This window comes from Dictyobacter arantiisoli, assembly GCF_008326305.1.
Taxonomy (GTDB): Bacteria; Chloroflexota; Ktedonobacteria; order Ktedonobacterales; family Ktedonobacteraceae; genus Dictyobacter; species Dictyobacter arantiisoli.
Map to the genome: position 1 here is coordinate 23,258 of NZ_BIXY01000052.1, position 19,581 is coordinate 42,838.

The 19,581-nt window shown below is 52.8% G+C and carries 17 protein-coding genes; 11 read left to right on the forward strand and 6 right to left on the reverse strand.

Annotated features, from left to right (window positions below; genetic code table 11):
- Positions 1-30: 30 nt before the first annotated feature.
- The 8 genes from F1593_RS16930 (at position 31) to F1593_RS16960 (ending at position 9,878) form a co-directional block, all read left to right on the forward strand.
- On the forward strand, positions 31-825 hold the full coding sequence (locus tag F1593_RS16930) for a class I SAM-dependent methyltransferase (RefSeq protein WP_149402744.1): 795 nt from the start codon (positions 31-33) through the stop codon (positions 823-825).
- A gap of 10 nt (positions 826-835) precedes the next feature.
- The gene (locus tag F1593_RS16935) at positions 836-1,024 is read left to right on the forward strand and encodes an Lrp/AsnC ligand binding domain-containing protein (RefSeq protein WP_149402745.1); all 189 of its coding nucleotides are present in this window, start codon (positions 836-838) and stop codon (positions 1,022-1,024) included.
- Positions 1,021-1,383: an Mth938-like domain-containing protein gene (locus F1593_RS16940; protein ID WP_149402746.1), complete on the forward strand. Its 363-nt coding sequence runs from the start codon at positions 1,021-1,023 to the stop codon at positions 1,381-1,383. Before F1593_RS16935 ends, F1593_RS16940 begins: the two co-directional genes overlap by 4 nt.
- Positions 1,384-2,543: 1,160 nt before the next feature.
- Positions 2,544-4,010 carry an arabinofuranosidase catalytic domain-containing protein gene (locus F1593_RS16945; protein ID WP_172632191.1) on the forward strand — a complete coding sequence of 489 codons (1,467 nt, stop codon included), beginning with the start codon at positions 2,544-2,546 and terminating at the stop codon, positions 4,008-4,010.
- 496 nt (positions 4,011-4,506) lie between these two features.
- Complete coding sequence (locus F1593_RS16950) at positions 4,507-5,373, forward strand: DinB family protein (protein WP_235932612.1); 867 nt, start codon at positions 4,507-4,509, stop codon at positions 5,371-5,373.
- 175 nt (positions 5,374-5,548) lie between these two features.
- Positions 5,549-5,713 carry a hypothetical protein gene (locus tag F1593_RS28405; RefSeq protein WP_172632188.1) on the forward strand — a complete coding sequence of 55 codons (165 nt, stop codon included), beginning with the start codon at positions 5,549-5,551 and terminating at the stop codon, positions 5,711-5,713.
- Positions 5,714-5,729: 16 nt separating this feature from the next.
- Complete coding sequence (locus F1593_RS16955; protein ID WP_149402749.1) at positions 5,730-8,495, forward strand: PEP/pyruvate-binding domain-containing protein; 2,766 nt, start codon at positions 5,730-5,732, stop codon at positions 8,493-8,495.
- Between the two features lie 186 nt (positions 8,496-8,681).
- Positions 8,682-9,878, forward strand: a complete 1,197-nt coding sequence (locus tag F1593_RS16960) for a p24 family protein (protein WP_149402750.1) — start codon at positions 8,682-8,684, stop codon at positions 9,876-9,878.
- A gap of 132 nt (positions 9,879-10,010) precedes the next feature.
- Here F1593_RS16960 and F1593_RS16965 read toward each other — a convergent pair whose 3' ends face one another.
- The 6 genes from F1593_RS16965 to F1593_RS16990 all read right to left on the reverse strand — a co-directional run bounded on the left by F1593_RS16965 (position 10,011) and on the right by F1593_RS16990 (position 15,149).
- Entirely contained in the window at positions 10,011-11,267 is a 1,257-nt protein-coding gene (locus tag F1593_RS16965) for a cytochrome P450 (protein WP_149402751.1), read from the reverse strand.
- A 121-nt stretch (positions 11,268-11,388) separates the two neighbouring features.
- A complete protein-coding gene (locus F1593_RS16970; RefSeq protein ID WP_149402752.1) occupies positions 11,389-11,631 on the reverse strand; it encodes a ferredoxin in 243 nt (80 codons plus the stop codon).
- A 528-nt stretch (positions 11,632-12,159) separates the two neighbouring features.
- Positions 12,160-12,975 (reverse strand): CPBP family glutamic-type intramembrane protease, encoded by an 816-nt coding sequence (locus tag F1593_RS16975; protein ID WP_149402753.1) that lies wholly within the window; start codon positions 12,973-12,975, stop codon positions 12,160-12,162.
- Positions 12,976-13,083: 108 nt separating this feature from the next.
- Positions 13,084-13,731, reverse strand: a complete 648-nt coding sequence (locus F1593_RS16980) for an ABC transporter permease (RefSeq protein WP_149402754.1) — start codon at positions 13,729-13,731, stop codon at positions 13,084-13,086.
- Positions 13,721-14,671 carry an ABC transporter ATP-binding protein gene (locus F1593_RS16985; RefSeq protein ID WP_172632189.1) on the reverse strand — a complete coding sequence of 317 codons (951 nt, stop codon included), beginning with the start codon at positions 14,669-14,671 and terminating at the stop codon, positions 13,721-13,723. Before F1593_RS16985 ends, F1593_RS16980 begins: the two co-directional genes overlap by 11 nt.
- A gap of 28 nt (positions 14,672-14,699) precedes the next feature.
- Entirely contained in the window at positions 14,700-15,149 is a 450-nt protein-coding gene (locus tag F1593_RS16990; RefSeq protein ID WP_149402756.1) for a GntR family transcriptional regulator, read from the reverse strand.
- A 319-nt stretch (positions 15,150-15,468) separates the two neighbouring features.
- On the opposite strand from F1593_RS16990, the gene F1593_RS16995 reads away from it, so the two are divergent.
- The 3 genes from F1593_RS16995 to F1593_RS17005 all read left to right on the forward strand — a co-directional run bounded on the left by F1593_RS16995 (position 15,469) and on the right by F1593_RS17005 (position 19,380).
- On the forward strand, positions 15,469-16,230 hold the full coding sequence (locus tag F1593_RS16995; RefSeq protein WP_149402757.1) for a hypothetical protein: 762 nt from the start codon (positions 15,469-15,471) through the stop codon (positions 16,228-16,230).
- A gap of 127 nt (positions 16,231-16,357) precedes the next feature.
- Positions 16,358-17,521: an FIST signal transduction protein gene (locus F1593_RS17000; RefSeq protein ID WP_149402758.1), complete on the forward strand. Its 1,164-nt coding sequence runs from the start codon at positions 16,358-16,360 to the stop codon at positions 17,519-17,521.
- Between the two features lie 755 nt (positions 17,522-18,276).
- On the forward strand, positions 18,277-19,380 hold the full coding sequence (locus F1593_RS17005) for a LacI family DNA-binding transcriptional regulator (RefSeq protein ID WP_149402759.1): 1,104 nt from the start codon (positions 18,277-18,279) through the stop codon (positions 19,378-19,380).
- The last annotated feature ends 201 nt before the right edge of the window (positions 19,381-19,581 follow it).

The window sequence follows — 19,581 nt, forward strand, 5'->3', positions numbered from 1 at the left end:
ATTCACCTGCTGCAAAAAGGAGAAGACAATATGCGTGATTCCAGTGATGTTTGGACTGGCAAAGCCAGCAGCTACGATCGGGTGCGTCCGACCCCGCCACTGGCTTTACTCAATCTGCTAACGCAGTTGATTGGTATGCCGTATCCCGCCCTGGTGGTGGATGTGGGCAGCGGGACCGGACTGTCAACCGCGATCTGGGGTGAGCGAGCCGAGCGGGTGATTGGGATCGAACCCAATGCCGACATGCGGAAAGAGGCCATACACAACGTCGAGGACCATCCTTACGCGGCACATATCACCTATCGAGAGGGGCTTGCTCATCAGACGGGTCTGCCTGATGGGTGCGCTAATATCGTCACTGCTGCCCAGGCGTTCCATTGGATGGAGCCGACTGCGACCCTGGCCGAGGTTGCTCGGATTCTGCGACCCGGAGGACTCTTTGCGGCATATGACTATGATTCGCCACCAGCAATCCATTGGGAGCTTGATCAGCTCGCCCAGGAGGGAAGTTTGCGCATAATGGAGCTTGTCCGGGAGCGCGGGCTGGCTCAGAGCTTCAAGATATGGCCGAAGAACAAATCTCTCGACCCCCTGCGCGAGAGCGCTCACTTCCGCTTCACCCGTGAGGTGTTGCTTCATCATATCGAGCAGGGAGGCGCTGCACGGTTTCTTGAGATGATGCAGAGCAGTGCGCTCAGCCACCAGTTCCAGTTCACCGAACAAGAGATCGGGTTTGATCGCCTCAGACAGGCCGCACTCCAACATATCGGGTCCGAACCCATTCCCTGGTATTTTAGTTACCGAGTCCGCATTGGGATCAAGTGAGTGCTCTGATGTGAAAAAGCAAGCCTATCGTGTTGTAGGGAGCAATGCGGTCGTCGTCAAGGTCGCTGCTGCCTCGGTCGAGCACCTGGAGAACATCGTCGATCAGCTCTCTCGCCAAAGCACTGTTTGCTCCGTTGTTTCCTGGCTGCTACAATCCATGCAGGATGCTGGAGAGGAGAGAAGGAGGAGAGAAACATGAAACCGACTATCGATCAAACCGCCTTTGGCTCAATTACCATCGAAGGCACAGTCTTTACGCATGATGTCATTATTAGACGCCACGGCCAGGTGGAAAAACGCAAGAAGAAATTATCTAAGGCACTCTATGGAACATCACACATCCTTTCTCAAGATGAAGCAAAATTTGTCTATGAGAAAGGCACACACTACCTGGTTGTTGGAACAGGTCAAAATGATAATGTCCGACTTTCGGATGAAGCCACCACTTACTTCAAAGAGAAAGAGTGCCAGGTCAGTTTGCTTCCCACACCTGAAGCTATCCAGGCGTGGAATCATGCCAAAGGAGATGTGATTGCGCTATTCCATGTCACCTGCTAACAAACGTGATTCTCTTGCACCTATCATAAATGTGGGCAACAGAATCTGTTACACGAGCTCCTTTTTTTGACGAGTGAGAGAAAGGCAACACTCATACTGCTCCCTACGCTCCCGAACGTGAAATAGAAGATCTCGAAGCGATCATCGTGGAAAACCTCAACAGTTCTCAGAAAGGCTTTTCTTCGCCGCCGCACGCGGCGGCGAGAGGGGGGTGAGAGATCGGGGCACAGCCCCGAACCCCAGGTTAAGGGTTGCCCCCTTAACAATCCCGCTTACGTTCGTACCTATGGGGATTTCCCCAAATACCCCTTTTCCTTCTTTTCTTCGCCGCCGCACGCGGCGGCGAGAGGGGGGGGTGAGAGATCAGGGCACAGCCCCGGACCCCAGGTCAAGGGTTACACCCTTAACAATCCCGCTTACGTTCGCACCTATGGGGCACAGTCCCCGATCCCCCGCCGCCCTTTGCATCCCCGCCTCTCATCACACGATGTCTGACAGACTACTAGCAGCGGCTTCTCAATAATAAGGGAAGCCGCCTTCGGGGTGCCAGAGAGGAAAATACAGCCAGCCAGCCCTACAGAATACAGGGAAATATCTTGGTTTCGCGCTGGCTAGTCTGGTCAATAGCTTAAATCCCTCCTTTTCCAGCTTTTCACTCTCAGGTCTCTACTTCTGCCTCATCTAAATCAGTTGAGAGGTTTCTCTCATCTTCAACCAAAATGGAAACACGTTCAACATCCTTCTTTCTGCGATGCGCATATGGGTATTTTTTGTCTCGAAATGAGTTATTCGTGCATTGACATTGCTCAAATCGCGCTTTATACTATACTTACCCCTTCCTTTTGAAGGGGCGATGAGGAACTGCCCATAGTGGTGGAGAACAACGAATGTGTGGTTATTCCATGAATGTCCATGACAAATCCTGCCGGTCGTTGTTCTTCAGATCCATGGATCGTCTTGTTGCAATGGTGCGAAAGCAAGGGAATCTGGAATGAATACGGCTCTTTCGTTATCGAACATCCGTATGTGTGCTTGTTGTGACAATGTCAGATCTGCTTATTGTGATCTCCAGATAGTGGAAAGGACACAAGGACGTGAAACAATCTATCTCGGGTTATCGTGATCTTTGCTCTCACAGTTGGAGAGCCCTCCTGGCGTTTATGGTTGTTGTGGGCATTGCCGTTGTTGGACTGCCGGGAACAACAAACAAGTCTGCATTGGCCGCAACCTCACTGCCCTGTGACATTTATGCATCTGGCGGCACGCCATGTGTTGCTGCCCATGGCACGGTGCGCGCGCTGTTCGGCGCCTACAATGGGAACCTGTACCAGGTCAAGCGCGCGTCGGATAACGCAACATTGAACATCGGCGTCCTGAGCACAGGCGGCTATGCCAACGCAGCCGCGCAAGATTCGTTCTGCGCTGGCACGAGCTGCGTCATCACCATCATCTACGACCAGTCCGGGCATGGCAACGATCTCACTCAGGCGCCCGGCGGCGGGGCCGCTGGCGGCCCTGATAACCTCGCGAACGCGAGCGCACTGCCATTGACGGTCAGCGGTCACCACGTCTACGGCGTCTACATACCTTCTGGCACCGGTTACCGCAACGACCACACATCGGGCATCGCGACCGGCGACAATTCAGAGGGCGAGTACGCGATCTTCGACGGCACGCACTATAATGGCGGATGCTGCTTCGACTACGGGAACGCTGAGACGAGCAACAACGATACCGGCAACGGCCACATGGAAGCTATCTATTTCGGAAATATCAAAGTGTGGGGCTACGGTTCTGGCAATGGCCCCTGGGTCATGGCGGATCTCGAAAACGGCCTTTTTTCCGGAGTAAACGCTGGTTTCAACAGTGGCGACCAGAGCATCACTTCTCACTACGTCACCGCGATAGTAAAGGGCGGACCGAATCTCTGGGCGATCAAAGCTGGCAATGCGCAATCCGGTGGCCTGACAACTATGTACAGTGGACCGCGTCCTAACGTCTCGGGTTACAACCCCATGCACAAGGAGGGCGCGATTATCCTGGGCATTGGCGGCGACAACAGCAAGGGTGCAGCCGGTTCCTTCTTCGAAGGCGCGATGACTTCCGGCTACCCATCGGACGCGACCGAAAACGCAGTGCAGGCCAATATCGTCGCGACCGGTTACGGCAGTGGATCCACCCAGAGCTCGAATTTGTTGACCAATGGAGACGCAGAAGCTGGAACGACGGACTGGTCTGTCTTTGGCAGCGGCTCTCTGACGTCGAATACGAGCGTCGTCCACAGCGGAACCAGATCCCTGCTGCTGACTGGACGGACCGCATCGTGGAACGGCATCAGCCAGAATATTACTTCCCAGTTGACAAACGGCAAGAGCTATACCACGAACGTATGGGTCAGGACGCAAAGCGGAACACCCAGCGCGAAGGTGACGATGGCGGTGACCGCCAATGGGTCTACCTCCTACATCACCCTGACCCCTACCACGGCGGTCAACTCATCCGGTTGGACGCTACTATCTGGCACCACAACAGTCTCCTGGAGTGGGACACTATCAAATGCAATGTGGTATGTTGAAACCGCCTCTGGCACAGACAGCTTTTACGTCGATGACGCATCGCTCCAGTAAACAGCTGGCAATTGAGTGAACTATTCCTCTCCTCTCTGCACGGCGATAAACCAGTAGGGAGGAGAGGCTCATGCTTCCGCGTTTTACCAGATCTCCTCTATTTTTGTCGCTCCCCAACCGGGCCAAATCGGCCAATAGAAACATCCCTCATCTGCATTTTCTACGGTGCTCAAATATCTTTTTAGTGTGCCGTGCCGAAAAAGGGCGCAGGCACGTACCGATCAGATAGAGGCTTTTACGACGGAAACCAGTTGTCTGACCATCGTTTGGGCAATCATGCAAGATTCCCGCCTGCCGAAAATTCCCGTCTCGTAAAAGTTGAACACTGAGCGCAATGAGTGGTGAAACAACCAACCAGAAAGGGTGGATTGGAGGGAGATGGTGTTTGCAGACGGTCCTGTGTAACCATGGCGTTCTCTGTGATATACTGAACTACGCAAGAAAACTCATTTTCCTCTTATCTCTCAATCCCTATCTGTCAAGAAAGGCAAAACAGATGCCCAACAAAGCACGAGCAGCCCTCACCGTCCTCGATCTGGAAACAAGCATCGCTTTCTATACCACATTGCTGAACTTCGAATTGGTGGAGTCTCAGCCCGATATGGGAATAGCCTCTCTACGGGCGAGCGATGGGGAGCTTCTGCTACTTGCCCTCCCGCATCAGACCGATATGCGCGGCCTTCTCGACGAACCCCGCCTTGTCTTCAAGCCTGGTGACACCCTTGACTTCTTTATTGACACGTTTGAAACGCAGCAGGCTAGACTGGTCGAGGATGGGCTCACCGATATGCGCGTCGAGGAAGATGAGCGTGGTGAGCGCAAACTGCTGGTGACTGATCCCAACGGCTATCACTTCGCTTTCGTGATCCCGGTGAAACGCTCACCCGAAGCGATGATAACTGCCTATGCGGGACTCAGCGACGATATTGCAGCAGCACTTGATGGCCTCAGCGAAGCAGATCTCGATCTGGAGCGTGCTCCCAATGAGTGGTCGATTCGCCAGATCATCCATCATCTTGCTCTGAGCACCTCGTTGTCTTTGATGTCCATCGAAACCGTCCTGGTGAACCCGGGAAGTGTCTTTGTACGGCCTCCTTACGATCAGGAAAAATGGGTTGAGGGGCTGGATTACAAGCATCGACCCATCGGGACGTCGCTGGCTCTCATCCGTACGGTGCAGGACCATATTACCCAATTACTGCTCCATGTGCCCGACAGTTGGGATCACTCCATCGTGAGGAAGTTTACTACGGAGGATGAGGGCCTTACAGCCACGCTCAGCGATATGATTACCATCCAGATCGAGCATACGACTGCACACCTCGACGAGATCCGCCAGACCCGCAAGATCCATCACCGCTAACGCCTTCAAATGATTGGAGAGCATCTAACTTGTAGGTGAGAGTGCCCTCCGATACGATTTGCAGAAAATGACAGACACCCGGCAAAAATGGGATTTTCGGTGAAGCATGAGCTACGGTACCTCTCTGTTTAGACTCTCTGCTGTGGCGTCATCAGCGACCCGATGGCGAATGAAGGTGCAACAACACCATCGCGTGGCAATCACAGGGCAAGGGCTGGCACTCATTGAGACGCTCCAAATAATGCGTGCTGATGTCCAGGTAGAGATTATGGAATATCTCTCACCGGATGAGCAAGCAGATGTCGTGCAAGGCATGGCCTTGCTAGCTAAAGCTGGATGAAAATGGAGAGAACACCATGAGTCTTCCGCAACAAGAACAGAAAGATCAAGCACAACCTGATTCGAATAATTTCGTGCTCCCTTTTAGTGCACTGCATCGTGACATACTGGCTCTGGTCGGTGGCAAGGCAGCCAATCTCGGGGAGCTTACCAACGCGAAGCTACCAGTGCCACCCGGTTTCTGCGTAACGACTACAGCCTACGCACTCGTTGCTGAGGATGCTGGCCTGCAAAGCGTTCTGGACACACATGCACCTTCACAGGCCGGGGAAGGCAGAGATGCTCAACGGCTCACAGATATGGCACAGGCAGCGCGCCACTGCATTCTGGCAACAACCATACCAACAGAAATTGCTGATGCTATCATCGAAGCCTATGACGTTTTGGGCTCTGGAAAACCTATCCCTGTGGCTGTACGCTCCTCTGCTACGGCAGAAGATCTTCCCTTTGCCAGCTTTGCAGGCCAGCAGGACACCTACCTCAACATCGTGGGCATCGAGGCTGTATTGGATGCAGTACAGCGCTGCTGGGCCTCGCTGTGGACTGAGCGGGCGGTGAGCTACCGGGAGAACCTGGGCCTCGATCAGAGTAGCGTCAAACTGGCCGTTGTGGTACAGCGCATGATCCAATCCTCGGTGGCTGGCGTACTCTTCACAGCTAATCCAGTAACAGGCAAGCGGCGTCAAGCAGTCATCGACGCGAATCCTGGCCTGGGAGAAGCCGTCGTCTCCGGTGCGACCAATCCAGATCACTTTGTGGTGAATACCACAACAGGTGAGATTGTCGAGCGCAGGCTTGGAGATAAGCGCGTCGTCATCAGAGGAACCCCTGAAGGAGGCACGCTGCGCAGCGAGATCAGCGACAACAGTAATGAGGCAAGCCTCTCCGATGAGCAGATCCGTTCCCTGGCCGAGCTTGGAGCAAGCGTCGAGGTGTATTACGGCCAGCCGCAGGATACAGAGTGGGCCATTGATCCCTCAGGCCAGCTCTGGCTCACACAATCGCGACCGATCACTACGCTCTATCCTCTGCCAGCTAACGTATCGATGAGCGACGATGAGCTGCGGGTCTACTTCTCGATCAACGTGTTCCAGGGCGTCTATCGTCCCTTCACTCCAGCAGGACGCTCGACGTTTCGTTTGATCGGGTCAGGGATTGCCGCAGGATTTGGCTATCCGCAGCCTGATCCTTTGAACGGCCCATCTGCACTGATCGAGGCTGGTCAACGCCTCTTCTTTGACGTGACGCCAGCCTTACGCAACAAATTGGGACGCCGCGTGCTCATAGGTGCGGCGAGCAAAGGGGAGGCCCTCTCGGCGCCACTCTTCAAGCAACTTACCAACAATCCACGTTTCTCGATCATTTCGACGAAACGATGGCCCTTGATGCGCGCTTTCGAGAAAGTGTTTGAGAAAACACGGGCCCCCATCTATATCCTGCAAGCTTTGTTCTGGCCGGAGGCGGCGGTAAAGCGGGTGCAGAAGACCGCCGAGCGTATACGAGCGCTAAATTTCATCACACCTGGCCTCAAGAACGAAGAGCGTCTGAGAGGGATGGAACATTTTGTAGGGAATTTCCTGGATGTCATTGGCGGTATCGCGCCAGTCCTGCTTGTTGGTCTGGGCAGTCAGGCGCTGGCAGGCAAGCTATTGGGCGACCTTGCAAAGCCAGAGGAGAGACAAGTTGTGCTACGTGGTCTACCTCATAATCCAACGACAGCGATGGATCTGGAACTCTGGCACCTGGCACAAAGTGTATCTGCACATCCCGACAGCGTTGAGCATGTCCACGCAAACACACCCGAGCAACTGGCGCAGGAGTATCGAACAGGCACCTTACCACCTCTGCTCCAGCAGGGATTGACTGCATTTCTCGCCCTCTATGGACACCGTGGAGTAGCCGAGATCGACCTGGGCCTGCCACGCTGGTCAGAAGACCCGACGCATATTCTCGGTGCGCTTTCAAACTACCTGCATTTGAATGATCCATCCTTAGCTCCTCCTGTGCAATTCCAACGGGGCGCTAAGGATGCCGAAAACATGCTCGCAGAACTGGTCCAGCGGACAAGGAGCAAGGGCTGGCTGCGGAGTCGGCTCGTTCACTTCTTCCTGAGAAGGACGCACGATCTTGTTGGGTTGCGTGAGATGCCAAAGTTCACCATCGTCTTGCTGATAGCGCGCATGCGTGACTTGTGGTGGACAGTGGGTAAAGAACTGGAACAGGCTGGTCGTCTGGAAACTGCCGGAGATGTCTTCTTCCTCTCCCTGCCAGAGATCCACACTGCACTGGCAGGAGAAGATATGCATAACACGGTGCTCGATCACCGCACAGTCTACGACTTCGAAATGCGCCGCCGCCATATTCCGCGTGTGCTACTCTCCGACGGTACCGAACCCGGTGTTGTTTCTACGGACGCTGATGACTCGTCTCAAGGCGTGCTGCGGGGGACACCAGCATCGCCAGGAACAGTGACTGCGAAGGCGCGCGTTATCCTCGATCCGACGGGTGCGCAACTGCTTCCCGGTGAAATCCTGGTCGCTCCCTCCACCGATCCTGGCTGGACCCCACTCTTCCTCACGGCTGGCGGGCTGGTCATGGAAATGGGCGGGGCCATCTCTCACGGCGCTGTTGTGGCCCGCGAGTATGGCATCCCGGCAATCGTCGGAGTCCCAGAAGCCACAGAGCGTATCACCACCGGCCAGCGCATCACCGTTGATGGGGCAACTGGGAAGATCACCATTGAGGAAGATGCCCAGACTCCAGAGCAAGGGCTTGTTGAATGATCTATAGCAGCACAAGAACCATCCATTTCGAGCAGATCGAGACCTTGAAAACCTCACAAGGCTTCATTAAACTTTTTCTCACAATTTTCATAAGATATATGAATATGCAGCATATATATGAGCACCAATGCCAATTTTCGTAGACCATTCACTATCCAAATCACATGAGAGGGAGGTTATTAATAGATGAGGTATTATGGATCACCGGAAAATTTATCCAGGGAGCAAGTTAGAGAAACTTCAAATGGGGCAAGCAACAGAGAGGTAGAGCAATTCCAGAGCGGTCTCTATCGGACAGAGCATCCCACAATAATACCAGAGAGCGACCTTTCAAGAAGACAGGAAGAAAGTCAACTATTAAAAAACTGGGTGAGTACATCGACCGTTAAGGTCAAGTTTCTTAGAGTGGACAAGCCCAGATCAGAGGCTTTACAAGGGGTCGATAAAACAGTCGCCTCGCTCGCCGTGGCATATGAGGGGAGAGATGATAGGAGCAAATTCAACGCAGCTTTGGATATAAGAGACCAATTGGAACACTGGCGCGAAACGAAGCAACCTGAACATATCAGCGAAAGAGAAGATGCAGTAACACAACTGGAGCATGTAGTTCAAAGCGTCATTGACAATTTTTACAGACCAATGGAACAAAGGATGAGAGCGCTACCAGCAAGTAGTGAGAATACCTTTGAGCGTGTATGGATTCATGGAACAGACGCTATCGGGGAAATTATGGAGAGCGGTGAGATTTGGGGTGGCACTGCAGCGCTTAAAATCCTTGGCCGTGATAACAGGCAGAGGGAAGCAGTCGCAGGCCAAATAGCATTTGATCAAGCACAAGAGCAACATTTTTTTATGGCTCTAACGGAGGAAAATGGAGCAACCGCTTCACCTGGAAACGCCTTTACGAAAGGAAGGCAAGCCGCAGATCATAAAATTCGTGAGGGTTCGCAAAGCTATCTACACTCATGGAAATATGCGGATCGTCCATTGATGGGCGTTATAGAGTTCCCCTCTCATCAAGAAGATGCAGATCCCCAGGAATCTGAAACAATTCGTGCAATTCGAACAAATGAGAGTAGCGAGGATTATCGTTCCACTTTGCCATTACATGATTTGAATCCAATAGGAATACGGATGGTCAATGAGGGTGATGTCGTGCGAATGCTCAGCTATATCCATGACACAAATAAAGAACAGTTGTCTCAACTCCCCCAAACGATCAAGGTATTGAGAAATTCTTCCTGGAATGGAGGCAGTCCGAATGAGTGGTCTGCCCTGCTAGGAGAAAAGGGAGACTATAAGCGCTTGATGACTGAGAATAATCCATCCAGATGGAGCGTTTATAGAACAAACGACGTTTTACGCGCATTAGGGTATGCATAAAGAGGCTGCGGGCGACCATCTGATCCTTTCTCGCCGCGCCCACCACAAAACATGCATCTGTCCCTTGCCTCCTGCCAGGCAGCAACCCGAACAGGTATGCTGTTGCTGCCTGGCAGGACGGGTTGGCGAGACTTACCAGGTCACGGGCAGATGCTCAGGACCAAAGGTCAGCGTCTCGTCTGGACGCCAGGGGACCTCCGAAGGCGCGACCGCCAGGCGGACGTTTGGCAGCCGGGTGAGTAATGTCTGCCAGAGCACTTGCAGTTCCATGCGGGCAATCTGCTGGCCCAGGCAGGCGTGAATGCCGCGCCCAAAGCTCATGATAGGCTGCATGTCTCGATCAAAGCGAATCTCGCGGGCATCGGGAAAGACGGATGGATCGTAGTTGGCTCCGTGCGTCGTGAGGAAAAGCACTTCCCCGGCGGGAACCGTCGTCTCACCCAGTTGGACGGGCTCGCGGGTGATGCGTGGCCTGCCCACGCCGATCGGAGTGACGCGCAAGATCTCTTCAATCGCATTAGCTAACTGATCGGGCTGCTCCAGGTGGGTCCGTAACTGCGCCACCACTTCTGGTTGTTGCAAGAGAATAAAGGCGGAATTCGTGAAGGTCGTGCTGACCGTTTCAAAACCCGCCCCGATCACGGCCATGGCAAAACCATACATTTCGGACTCCGTCATCACCTCGTCCCCTTGCTTTTGGGCTCGGACAAGCAGGCCAAGGATGTTCTCTTGCGGATTCGTTTGCGCCTCTTTGATAATAGGCGCGAGATACTGCATCAACTTCGTGGCCTGTACCTGTTTTTCTTGTAGGCTTGCCGTCGTCGAGATCATGGTGTGTGCTGATTCGCGGTACAGGTGTTCATCTTCCCCAGGAATTCCTAGCATTTCACAGAGCACCGTCATCGGGACCTGGATCGCATAGTCCTCAAACAGATCTGCAGGCGGACCGGACCGCTCCATGGCATCCACCAGCGCATTGGTGACATCGACCACCCGTGATCGCAGCTTATTGGCCGCCGACACCGTAAAGGCCGGAGCGATCACGCGGCGCAGCTTGTTATGACGGGCATTGGAGACGGAAAAAAGTTCTGATGCCGCGGAACCCTCTGTCCCGGTGACTTTGCCAGCTTCCAGCCGGGGAACATCTCCATCTGAAGCCCGGATTGCACCACATTTGGGATCAGCGAAGGCTTGCCCAATCTCCTGGTACCGGGTGGGCACAAACGCATCGCCGCCATAGGGCATATGGACCCTGGCGACCGGACACTGTTGCCGCAGTCGATCGTACTCATCGGGAACTTGTAAGCTATGATCGGCAAACGGAAATGGAAAGGAGGGAATCTCTTGCTGGTTGGTTTTATCGATGTGTGTCTGTTGCTCCTGACTCATCTGTGTATACTCCAATCTATCTGCTCTTCCAGCCTTCGGCAGGGAGCGTGGTTATTCGTGTGGACGCTTCTTAATGACCATGGGTATGGAATAGAACACGCCTGCTCTGCTGGCGTGACGATCACATCTCCTCATCATTGGTGCTCAGCGTGAGTTCGGAGAGGTTGTCTTCCTCCTCCACGACAAAGACCTGGGAAGGACATGCGGCGACTGCCTGCCGCACCTTCTGCAACTGTTCCAGGGACGGGTGTTCCTGGAGCAATTCCACAACGCCATCACTCTCGCGCTGGCTAAACACCGCTTTCGCCGCCAGGACACAGGTTCCACTGGCAATACATCGATTTCTCAATGCGGTTACTTTCATTGCTCTTTTTCTCTCCTTTCACATGGGGATATTTTCTTGAGCATCTTCTTAAAGAACGACAGAAACATTGTGTTGGTTGAGGACAGGGTGATCTTGACCAGAACACTAATCACGATCCTGTTTAGATTCCCCATCTTCTATTCCTTCTCTGGATCTTCTGGATGTGCTTCAGGCGAAGGAAACCGCTGGGGCACATTCCTCAAAAATCGTCATTTCAAGAGATCGACAAAATGTGGATACTGTCTCCATCTGTCACATGTGTCTACTTAAATTATAGTGACACTGAGTGACAAAAAGTCAATAGAAAAAAAAGATAATTGGATGACATATTATCTTCACGGAGTCACCGCATGCAGAGAGAGAATGAGAAATACTGTAAAACCCTATCTCCGAGCACATGTGTTCTAAAACGGTATGTGGAAACGAACAATGAAGAGATGCTATTTGACGCTCAAAAAATCGGGAGAAGTCCCTTGCTCCCGGCTCTCCGAGCGGAGTACTCTGGGGTTCATTCCTGGGCCCAGAGGCTCACCCCAAAGCTTCGGCCTCCATCGAACGGACCTTTTTCGCAATGGAATCTCCAATGACGTGCAACACGAGATCAGCGACGAAGTGGGCCAGTATCGCCGCTTCGAGGCCATACTGCCAGAAGAGATAGCCGACGGCGACTCCAATGATGCCGTTCAAGAGAATGGCACGCCCGATCAACAAAGGGGTCAGCTTGACCAGTGCGGCAGTGGTCGGCAGATGACCCAGGCCAAAGATTACCGCAGCGAGGATGTTAGCGAGCCACAATGCTCCCAGTGCTGGTTTGCCACCAGGCATATGCCAGGCCAGGCCGATGAGCCAGGCCAGCAAAGAGAGCAAAAACAAGCGGCACAGAAGCTCCTCAGCGATGCCGCCGTAGAAGCACGCCAGGAAGCGTTTCCACAGGGCCGGGATCGGAAACGTGGTACGCATGACCTGGGGCAGGCGCGGCCAGAACACCGTGATCTCCAGGAGCAGCAGGACCGTAGCGAAAACTGTCCCCAAGATCAACGCTGGCGCGATGGCCGCCTGCGCCTGAGTCGTCACCGACTTGCCTGCGAGCAGACCCTCAAGCAACGGCGCGCCCAGGCCGATATGATGCGCAATGAGCAATCCCAGGCCGGTTGCTACTCCCATCAGGACGAAGCTCTGCGCATCCTGGAGTAGCGCGAGTACCCACAGAGGCCGATGCATGCGCTCCTGCGCCTTTTTGAACGCATCGCGGCTCAGTTCCAGAACATAGGGCGTGACGCAGATGATGCCCAGCAACGCCGCGCCACACAAGATGGCAAATTCAGGCCAGAAGAAAATGAACATAGTGTCACCTCATTTTTGTATCTTAATAAAGGGGAGACAGAGGTCGCCCCTGTCGCCCCAGGATCTCCGCAATGTTCTTGTTGTGTGCATGAATGACGCACAATCCAGCTAATACGCTTGTTTGCGAAACAGTGGAATTGCCAGTAGCACCGGCACCAGTGCCGCAACCAGGCAAATCAGCAGCGCTTTCAGCGGAAACATCGTTCCTTGATAGGCTGCGAAACTGGACCAGTAGAACGTCAGATTCCAGGCATTGAGCGTGGCATTGGAAATGAGACCCGGAATACTCAGCAGCAGTGTGAACAAGAGTGAAAAAATCAGAGGACGAAGCACGTCATGAAATAGCACCGAGAAAAGCAGTGCCAGGCCCAGGACAAAGAGCATCCCCAGCCAGAGCAGAATCGTCGAGATCAGCACTCCGCCCACATTTTGTGGATGACCCACCATTGCCGACGCGACGAGAATTGCGACGCCGCTCAGTAGCGACACCCCTAGCAGAATAAGCACACTGACTAGATATTTCGTCAGCAGCACACGATCACGACTCACCGGCTTGCTCAACAGAAAGAAGATCGTTCCTTTGTTGACTTCACTGGCAATCAGGCTAGCCCCCAGCACAGCCGCCAGAATCGCCAGGATATCTGGCCCATTCTTCGAGAACCACTGCGACCAGACATACCCATCATAACTGCCGGTCAGCTGTTGAATCTGCCCCTGCAATTGCGAACGCGCCTCAATGAACTCCTTAACGACCATTGCTTTCCTCTTTCATGTATTTCAGGAAGAGATCTTCCAGATCAAGATCAACGATGTCCACATTGCGCAGCGCGTGGGACCGTGCCTGAATCGTCTGCGAGAGAGACTCCACATCGCCATGTGTCAGCAACCTCACACTCCGCCCCTCCTGCTCCAGGCTCATCACGCCCGGCAGGCTGCGCAGCATGGTTACTTCCGCTGCCGGTGGGAGTTCAACGTAAGTCAGCTTCAAAACCTTCTGTGTTTGCTTCAAATGGTCTAATTCATCGCACACAATTAGTTTTCCATCGCGGATAATGCCCACCCAGTCGGCTACCGCTTCTACCTCGGAGAGAATATGCGAAGAGAAAAAGATCGTCTTGCCCTGGGCGGCAATCTCTGCCACCAGATGGTTCAAAAACTGGTGGCGTGCCACCGGGTCCAGTCCCGCTGTTGGCTCGTCCAGAATCAGCAGATCAGGATTGCTGCCCATCAGCAGGCTGAGCGCCAATTGCGATTTCATCCCCTTAGAAAATTTGCCAACCTTGCGGTTCGTTGGGAGTCCGAACAGGCTCACATAGCGGTCCACCATCTCTTGATCCCATTGCCGGCTGACCGAGCGACAGAAGGCGCAATGCTGCGGGATTGTCAGGAAATCGTACAGGCTATTGACTTCACTCATATAACCCACGCGAGCCCGCACCTCCAGGCTTTGCATGACGGCATCATAGCCCAGCACGCACACACTGCCGCCATCCGGCTTGCGCAATCCCAGCATGGTTTTGATCGTCGTCGTCTTGCCTGCGCCATTGGGGCCAAGAAAACCAAAGATTGCTCCTGCTGGCACCGTCAAGCTCAAATCATTCACGGCTGAGCGCTCGCCATATTTTACCTCCAGATTGTGCAGCTCAATCGCTGCCGATGCCTTGCTTGCTGCTCCCGTCTGATTCACTGCTTCCACAGATGTGTTACTCCTTTCCCAAGAACCGCTATTGACCAGGGATGATTTCTGTGTGCTCGTCATCACTCTTCTTCCTTTGCCTGTCTTGCTGCCCGCGATAGAAGCGAGTCAGATCGCTCTCAAAATGGTCGCGCACCTCTTGCTCGCTGATTCCCAGGTTTGCAGCGTCACGCACCAGTGCAGATAGATGCTCGAAGATCGCTTCGAGCTGGTGCTGATACAGCGTGCCATGCAGATTCGCGGTCACAAGCGTTCCCACTCCCTGGCGACTCTCAATCAACCCCAGCTTCGCCAATTCGTCATACGCCTTGACAATGGTATTGGGCGCAATAGTCAGCTCGCTTGCCAGTTGACGCACCGTGGGCAATTGGTAGCCAGGGCGCAAAATACCGATCTCTAGCGCGTGGGTGATTTGCTGCACCAGTTGCACATAGATCGGCACGCCGCTGCGAGGATTGACATCGAGCCAGTTTGGCATCCTTCACCTCCTCTGCTAAATTGTGTCATAGATATGACACATTGAAACATTGAGACAGTCAAGAGCAGTGGAAGGGTAGGTAGGAAAGGCGGATAACAGCATATGACCTGACTTTCACCTTTTACGTTTCCATTTTTCTGGGACAATTCCAAATAGTGAGCAGGAAGCTTGATAGATATTTCTTTATGCTTTTTTAATAGAAAAAGTGTATTGTATCTGTCAAAATAGAAGTATCTCTCTCTGCTTTTAGAGAAGAGATAATACGATGCCAATGGTAGATGAAAGGATCAGCAGTCGATTGGCAGAAAGAGAGAGGTTTATGGTCATTCAAGAGCGGAGGGTCCAAAAAGATGTCTATCGACGGGCATTTGAATTGTTGGCAACCACAGAGGATGAAACACGCCACTGGAGAATTGCCCAGGCTCTTTTTGAGCATATGCTCTTTTTTTTTGATGCGCCCACCCAGGGACTTGCCATTTGCTATGCAAAGGTAGGGTCTGACGCTGGGGATGGGATTCATTACCTCCATGAGGTCTCCTTGTATGGAACCCCTCCCTGGCCCACCACCGCACAACAACTGCTGTATTGGGGGAGCACTCATCTGGGTGGCTTAGCAGCTGGATTTCAACGCGTGCAACTCTGGGATGCGCATGATGGGCAACAGCGCTGGCCGCTTGACGTGGATGTCCTGGCACAAAGTTCCTGCGCGCATCCTGTGATGCGTGGTAAGTACTTTGCCGGGGTGTTGCTGGTTTCCAGTACGCAACCGGGCTTTTTCTCTCATCTTCCTACCCGCCAGGCTCTGCATGAGTATGCATTGTTGTTCGCGCTGGCTGTCCCCGATCACGATTTTGTTCCTGCCGATCGTCTGAAGCTCTGCGTCATGCCAGATTTGGACTGGCAACGCGAAGAGATGAAACGAATGTATATTCCGCGCTTACTCGAGATGGTGCGTCAGCAGGGGTTGAGCTATAAGCAGGCAGAGACACAGTTACGGTGTACTATGGCGTTGGAGTTTGCACAGGCCGCCCAGGGGCACCGACAAGACCAGGAGCAGTCAGTTGTTCGCATCTTCAAATGAAAGAGATGAAGGCACCACAAGCGCGGTATTCTTTCCGCCTTTGTAGATGCACATGCCTCTACAGGCTGCGTTCGTCACAAAAACGCTTTGCCCCTCGTATTCAGAAAAAGAGAAAAGGAGAGACAATATGACAGAAACAGCCATTGTGTCAACCCAGGTCGCTTCCAGTTCTAAAGCGGGCAGGGATCTTGGCCAACAAATTGTGCACGCGATGACCCATGTTCCTGATGTGGTCATTCTTTTTGCCTCCCCACGCTATGAACATGCAGTTCTCCTGGCAGCATTGACCGAAGTGTGTCAGCCTCGCTGTGTGATGGGATGCTCATCCGCAGGTGAATTTACCTCTGTAGTTCAAGGGGAAGGATTAGCGTGTGCCGTGGCGATCTACTCAACAAGCATGCGTTTTACCGTGAGCGCCGGGCATGGCGTCCATGCCAATGCACTCGGGGCAGCCAAAGAGGTTGTGGCCGGCTTTCGAGGTGATACCTGGACCGACTTTCCCTTTCGTACTGCATTGGTGTTGGCTGACGCCCTTGCCGGGCATACCGATGTCCTGATTGAACAGTTGAGCGCCCTCACCGAAGGGACATATCAGTTCTTCGGTGGTGGAGCTGGCGATAATGCTAACTTTCACCATACGCCTGTCTTCGCCATGACGGATGTCGTCACGGATGCCGTCGTCGCTTTGGAGATCTGTTCTCAGAAACCACTGGGCATTGGTTCAAGCCACGGCTGGACCCCTGAAAGCCTTCCTATGCTGGTTACCGAGTCTAACGGCATGCATCTTATTCGAGTGAATGATCGACCAGCCATCGAGGCTTTCCAGGCTCATGCCCAGGCAACCGGGCAGCCATTAGATCTGACCGATCCGCTTCCATTCTTCCTCCATCATCTCATTGGGATTGAGATGGGCCTGGGGTATAAGTTACGGGTTCCCCTCGCAGTAGAAGCTGATGGAAGTGTGCTCTGTGCCGCAGACATTCCGCAGGGAGCCACCATTCGCCTGATGGGTTCAACGACCCATTCAGCGAAAGAAGCAGCCAAACAGGCTACCCAGGTTGCGCTCCAAAAACTCTGTGGAGCCAAACCAGCGGTGGCACTCTTCTTTGACTGTGTCGCCACCCGTTTGAAAATGGGCCAGGAATTTCGCGCTGAACGAGACGTGGTCGCTCAACTGCTCACTCCTACAAACGCGATTGGTTGTAATACTCATGGACAAATTGTGCGGGCGGAAGGACAGTTCAGCGGCTTCCATAATTGTACGGCCGTCGTGTGTCTCCTTCCAGACTAGGTTGGTGGGGACTCTCATTCATCTTCCAGAGAGCTTTTTCGAAGATGTCGGTAGTGATATATCGCAGCCATTCCAGCAAACTCTTCCTTTTCTCAATCGATTGGCGAACACTACAATCGACAAAGGATAGGCAGGCAAAGCGATAGAGAAGAAGGAAAGGAGAGCGGCCCGCTGTAGAAAAATACAACCGGGCCGCTCCCGTTCATCCTGATACATCTATCCACACGCACCACCGCGTGTCAGCCTCATCCAGATAACGTCTTCGTTGCGCCGATGCCCTGCACGACGTACTATATTTGTACGACGGTCTTTAGCTCATGCAGCAGGTTGGCAACCGTGCGTGTACTGTAACAAAGTGTTTGATTCCCATGCTCTCCACGATCTCTGTGCATGATTTTTCGCCCCTGCAGCGCCCACCTATGGGTGAGCCACAAAATCCCGATGGTGATGGGAATCAAACACATTGTTAGCAAAACTTCGTTTCCTCGTGTAGTGCAAAAGGCCAGCAATATAATCAGGGGAACTTTCTTTTCTGTCAACCTGTCAATTATGTAGAGGCAATTACCCATAAAGATATAGAAAAATTTTCTCACACCTGCAATACGGACAGAAAGGAAAATTCCCCTCATACACTTGACAGAAACCGGTTCCTGGTGTACATTTTCATTAGTAGTATAAACGAAACGTATAGACAGAGAGCAATGATGCACTGTCACATTTTCTAGTAGCAGAGTGCAGAGCAACAAGGAGGTAGCATGCACAGTACACTAACGATCCAAGATATTGCACGCCTTGCCGGGGTCTCGAAGGCAACTGTCTCGCGTGTCCTCAATCATAATCCCTCCGTTAATGCGCTCCTGCGTGAACGCGTGCAACACGTCATACAAGAGTATGATTTCGTTCCCAGTGTCACCGCTATCGGGCTGGCAGGTGGTCGCACACGCCTGATTGGGGTACTTGCTCCTCCATTAACATGGCCTTCTGTTCCCGAAATCATGCATGGGATTGCCGAATATCTAGAATGTACAGACTACGAAATGGTGTTGTATAGCATCGGCTTTGAACGCAATCATTCCGACGTGCTCGACCATATTTTGAATATGAAGATGGTCGCGGGTCTACTGGCAATTTTCCCGGGAGAACTTTCCAACCATCTTGCTCAACGCTTTCAACAAGGGTTTCCACTCGTCACGATAGATGATCAGTCAAAACCATCGGCCCTTCCCTGGGTAGGTATCAATACCATGACCGGTGCATATGAAGCCACACGCCATTTACTCGAACTCGGTCACAGACGTATTGCGCATATTTTAGGGCCGCAGCACTACTACTGTGCCGTTGAACGGTACCAGGGATACTGCCAGGCCTTACAGGATGCTGGTATTGCGCTCAATCCAAACCTTCTCTTTCAGGGAACGTTCACACCTGCCAGCGGACGTCAATGCGCCACGATGCTCTTCTCACGCGAGAGGCAGGATTGGCCCACGGCAATCTTTGTTGCCAATGATCAAATGGCCTATGGAGTCTTAGAAGTCGCTGAACAGCAGGGCATCTCTGTGCCAGAAGAGATCGCGGTGGTCGGCTTCGATGATAATATGTTATCCGCTCATTTACGTCCCTCACTTACCACGATTCAACAACCATTTTCCGAGATGGGACGTCAGGCGATTGAAGCTCTTATCATGAGCATTGATCAAAACCATAGCATGGAGCAAGGACGGCTGAAGCAATCAACTCAATCAGGATCAGAACACGTGCGAGAGGATCCACAAACAACTAATCCTCTTCGTATCCAGGTGCCAACGCGTCTGATCGTGCGAGCATCGAGTGGATCTCCTCGCACGCTCCCGATTGGATAAATAGAAGATCTTCTCTTCACTACAAATAAGGATGCAAAGACACCCACTCTGTGCATTTGTTTTTTACAGTGCGCACAGAGATACTATCGTCATGTTGTCTACTTGTTATTATCTTATCAGCTTTCTGCGGGAGCACACTTCAAGCTTCCGTTTCTGATATCGCTGTTTGTCTGGTGAGAGAAGTGAGGTGGCCCTTGCTTC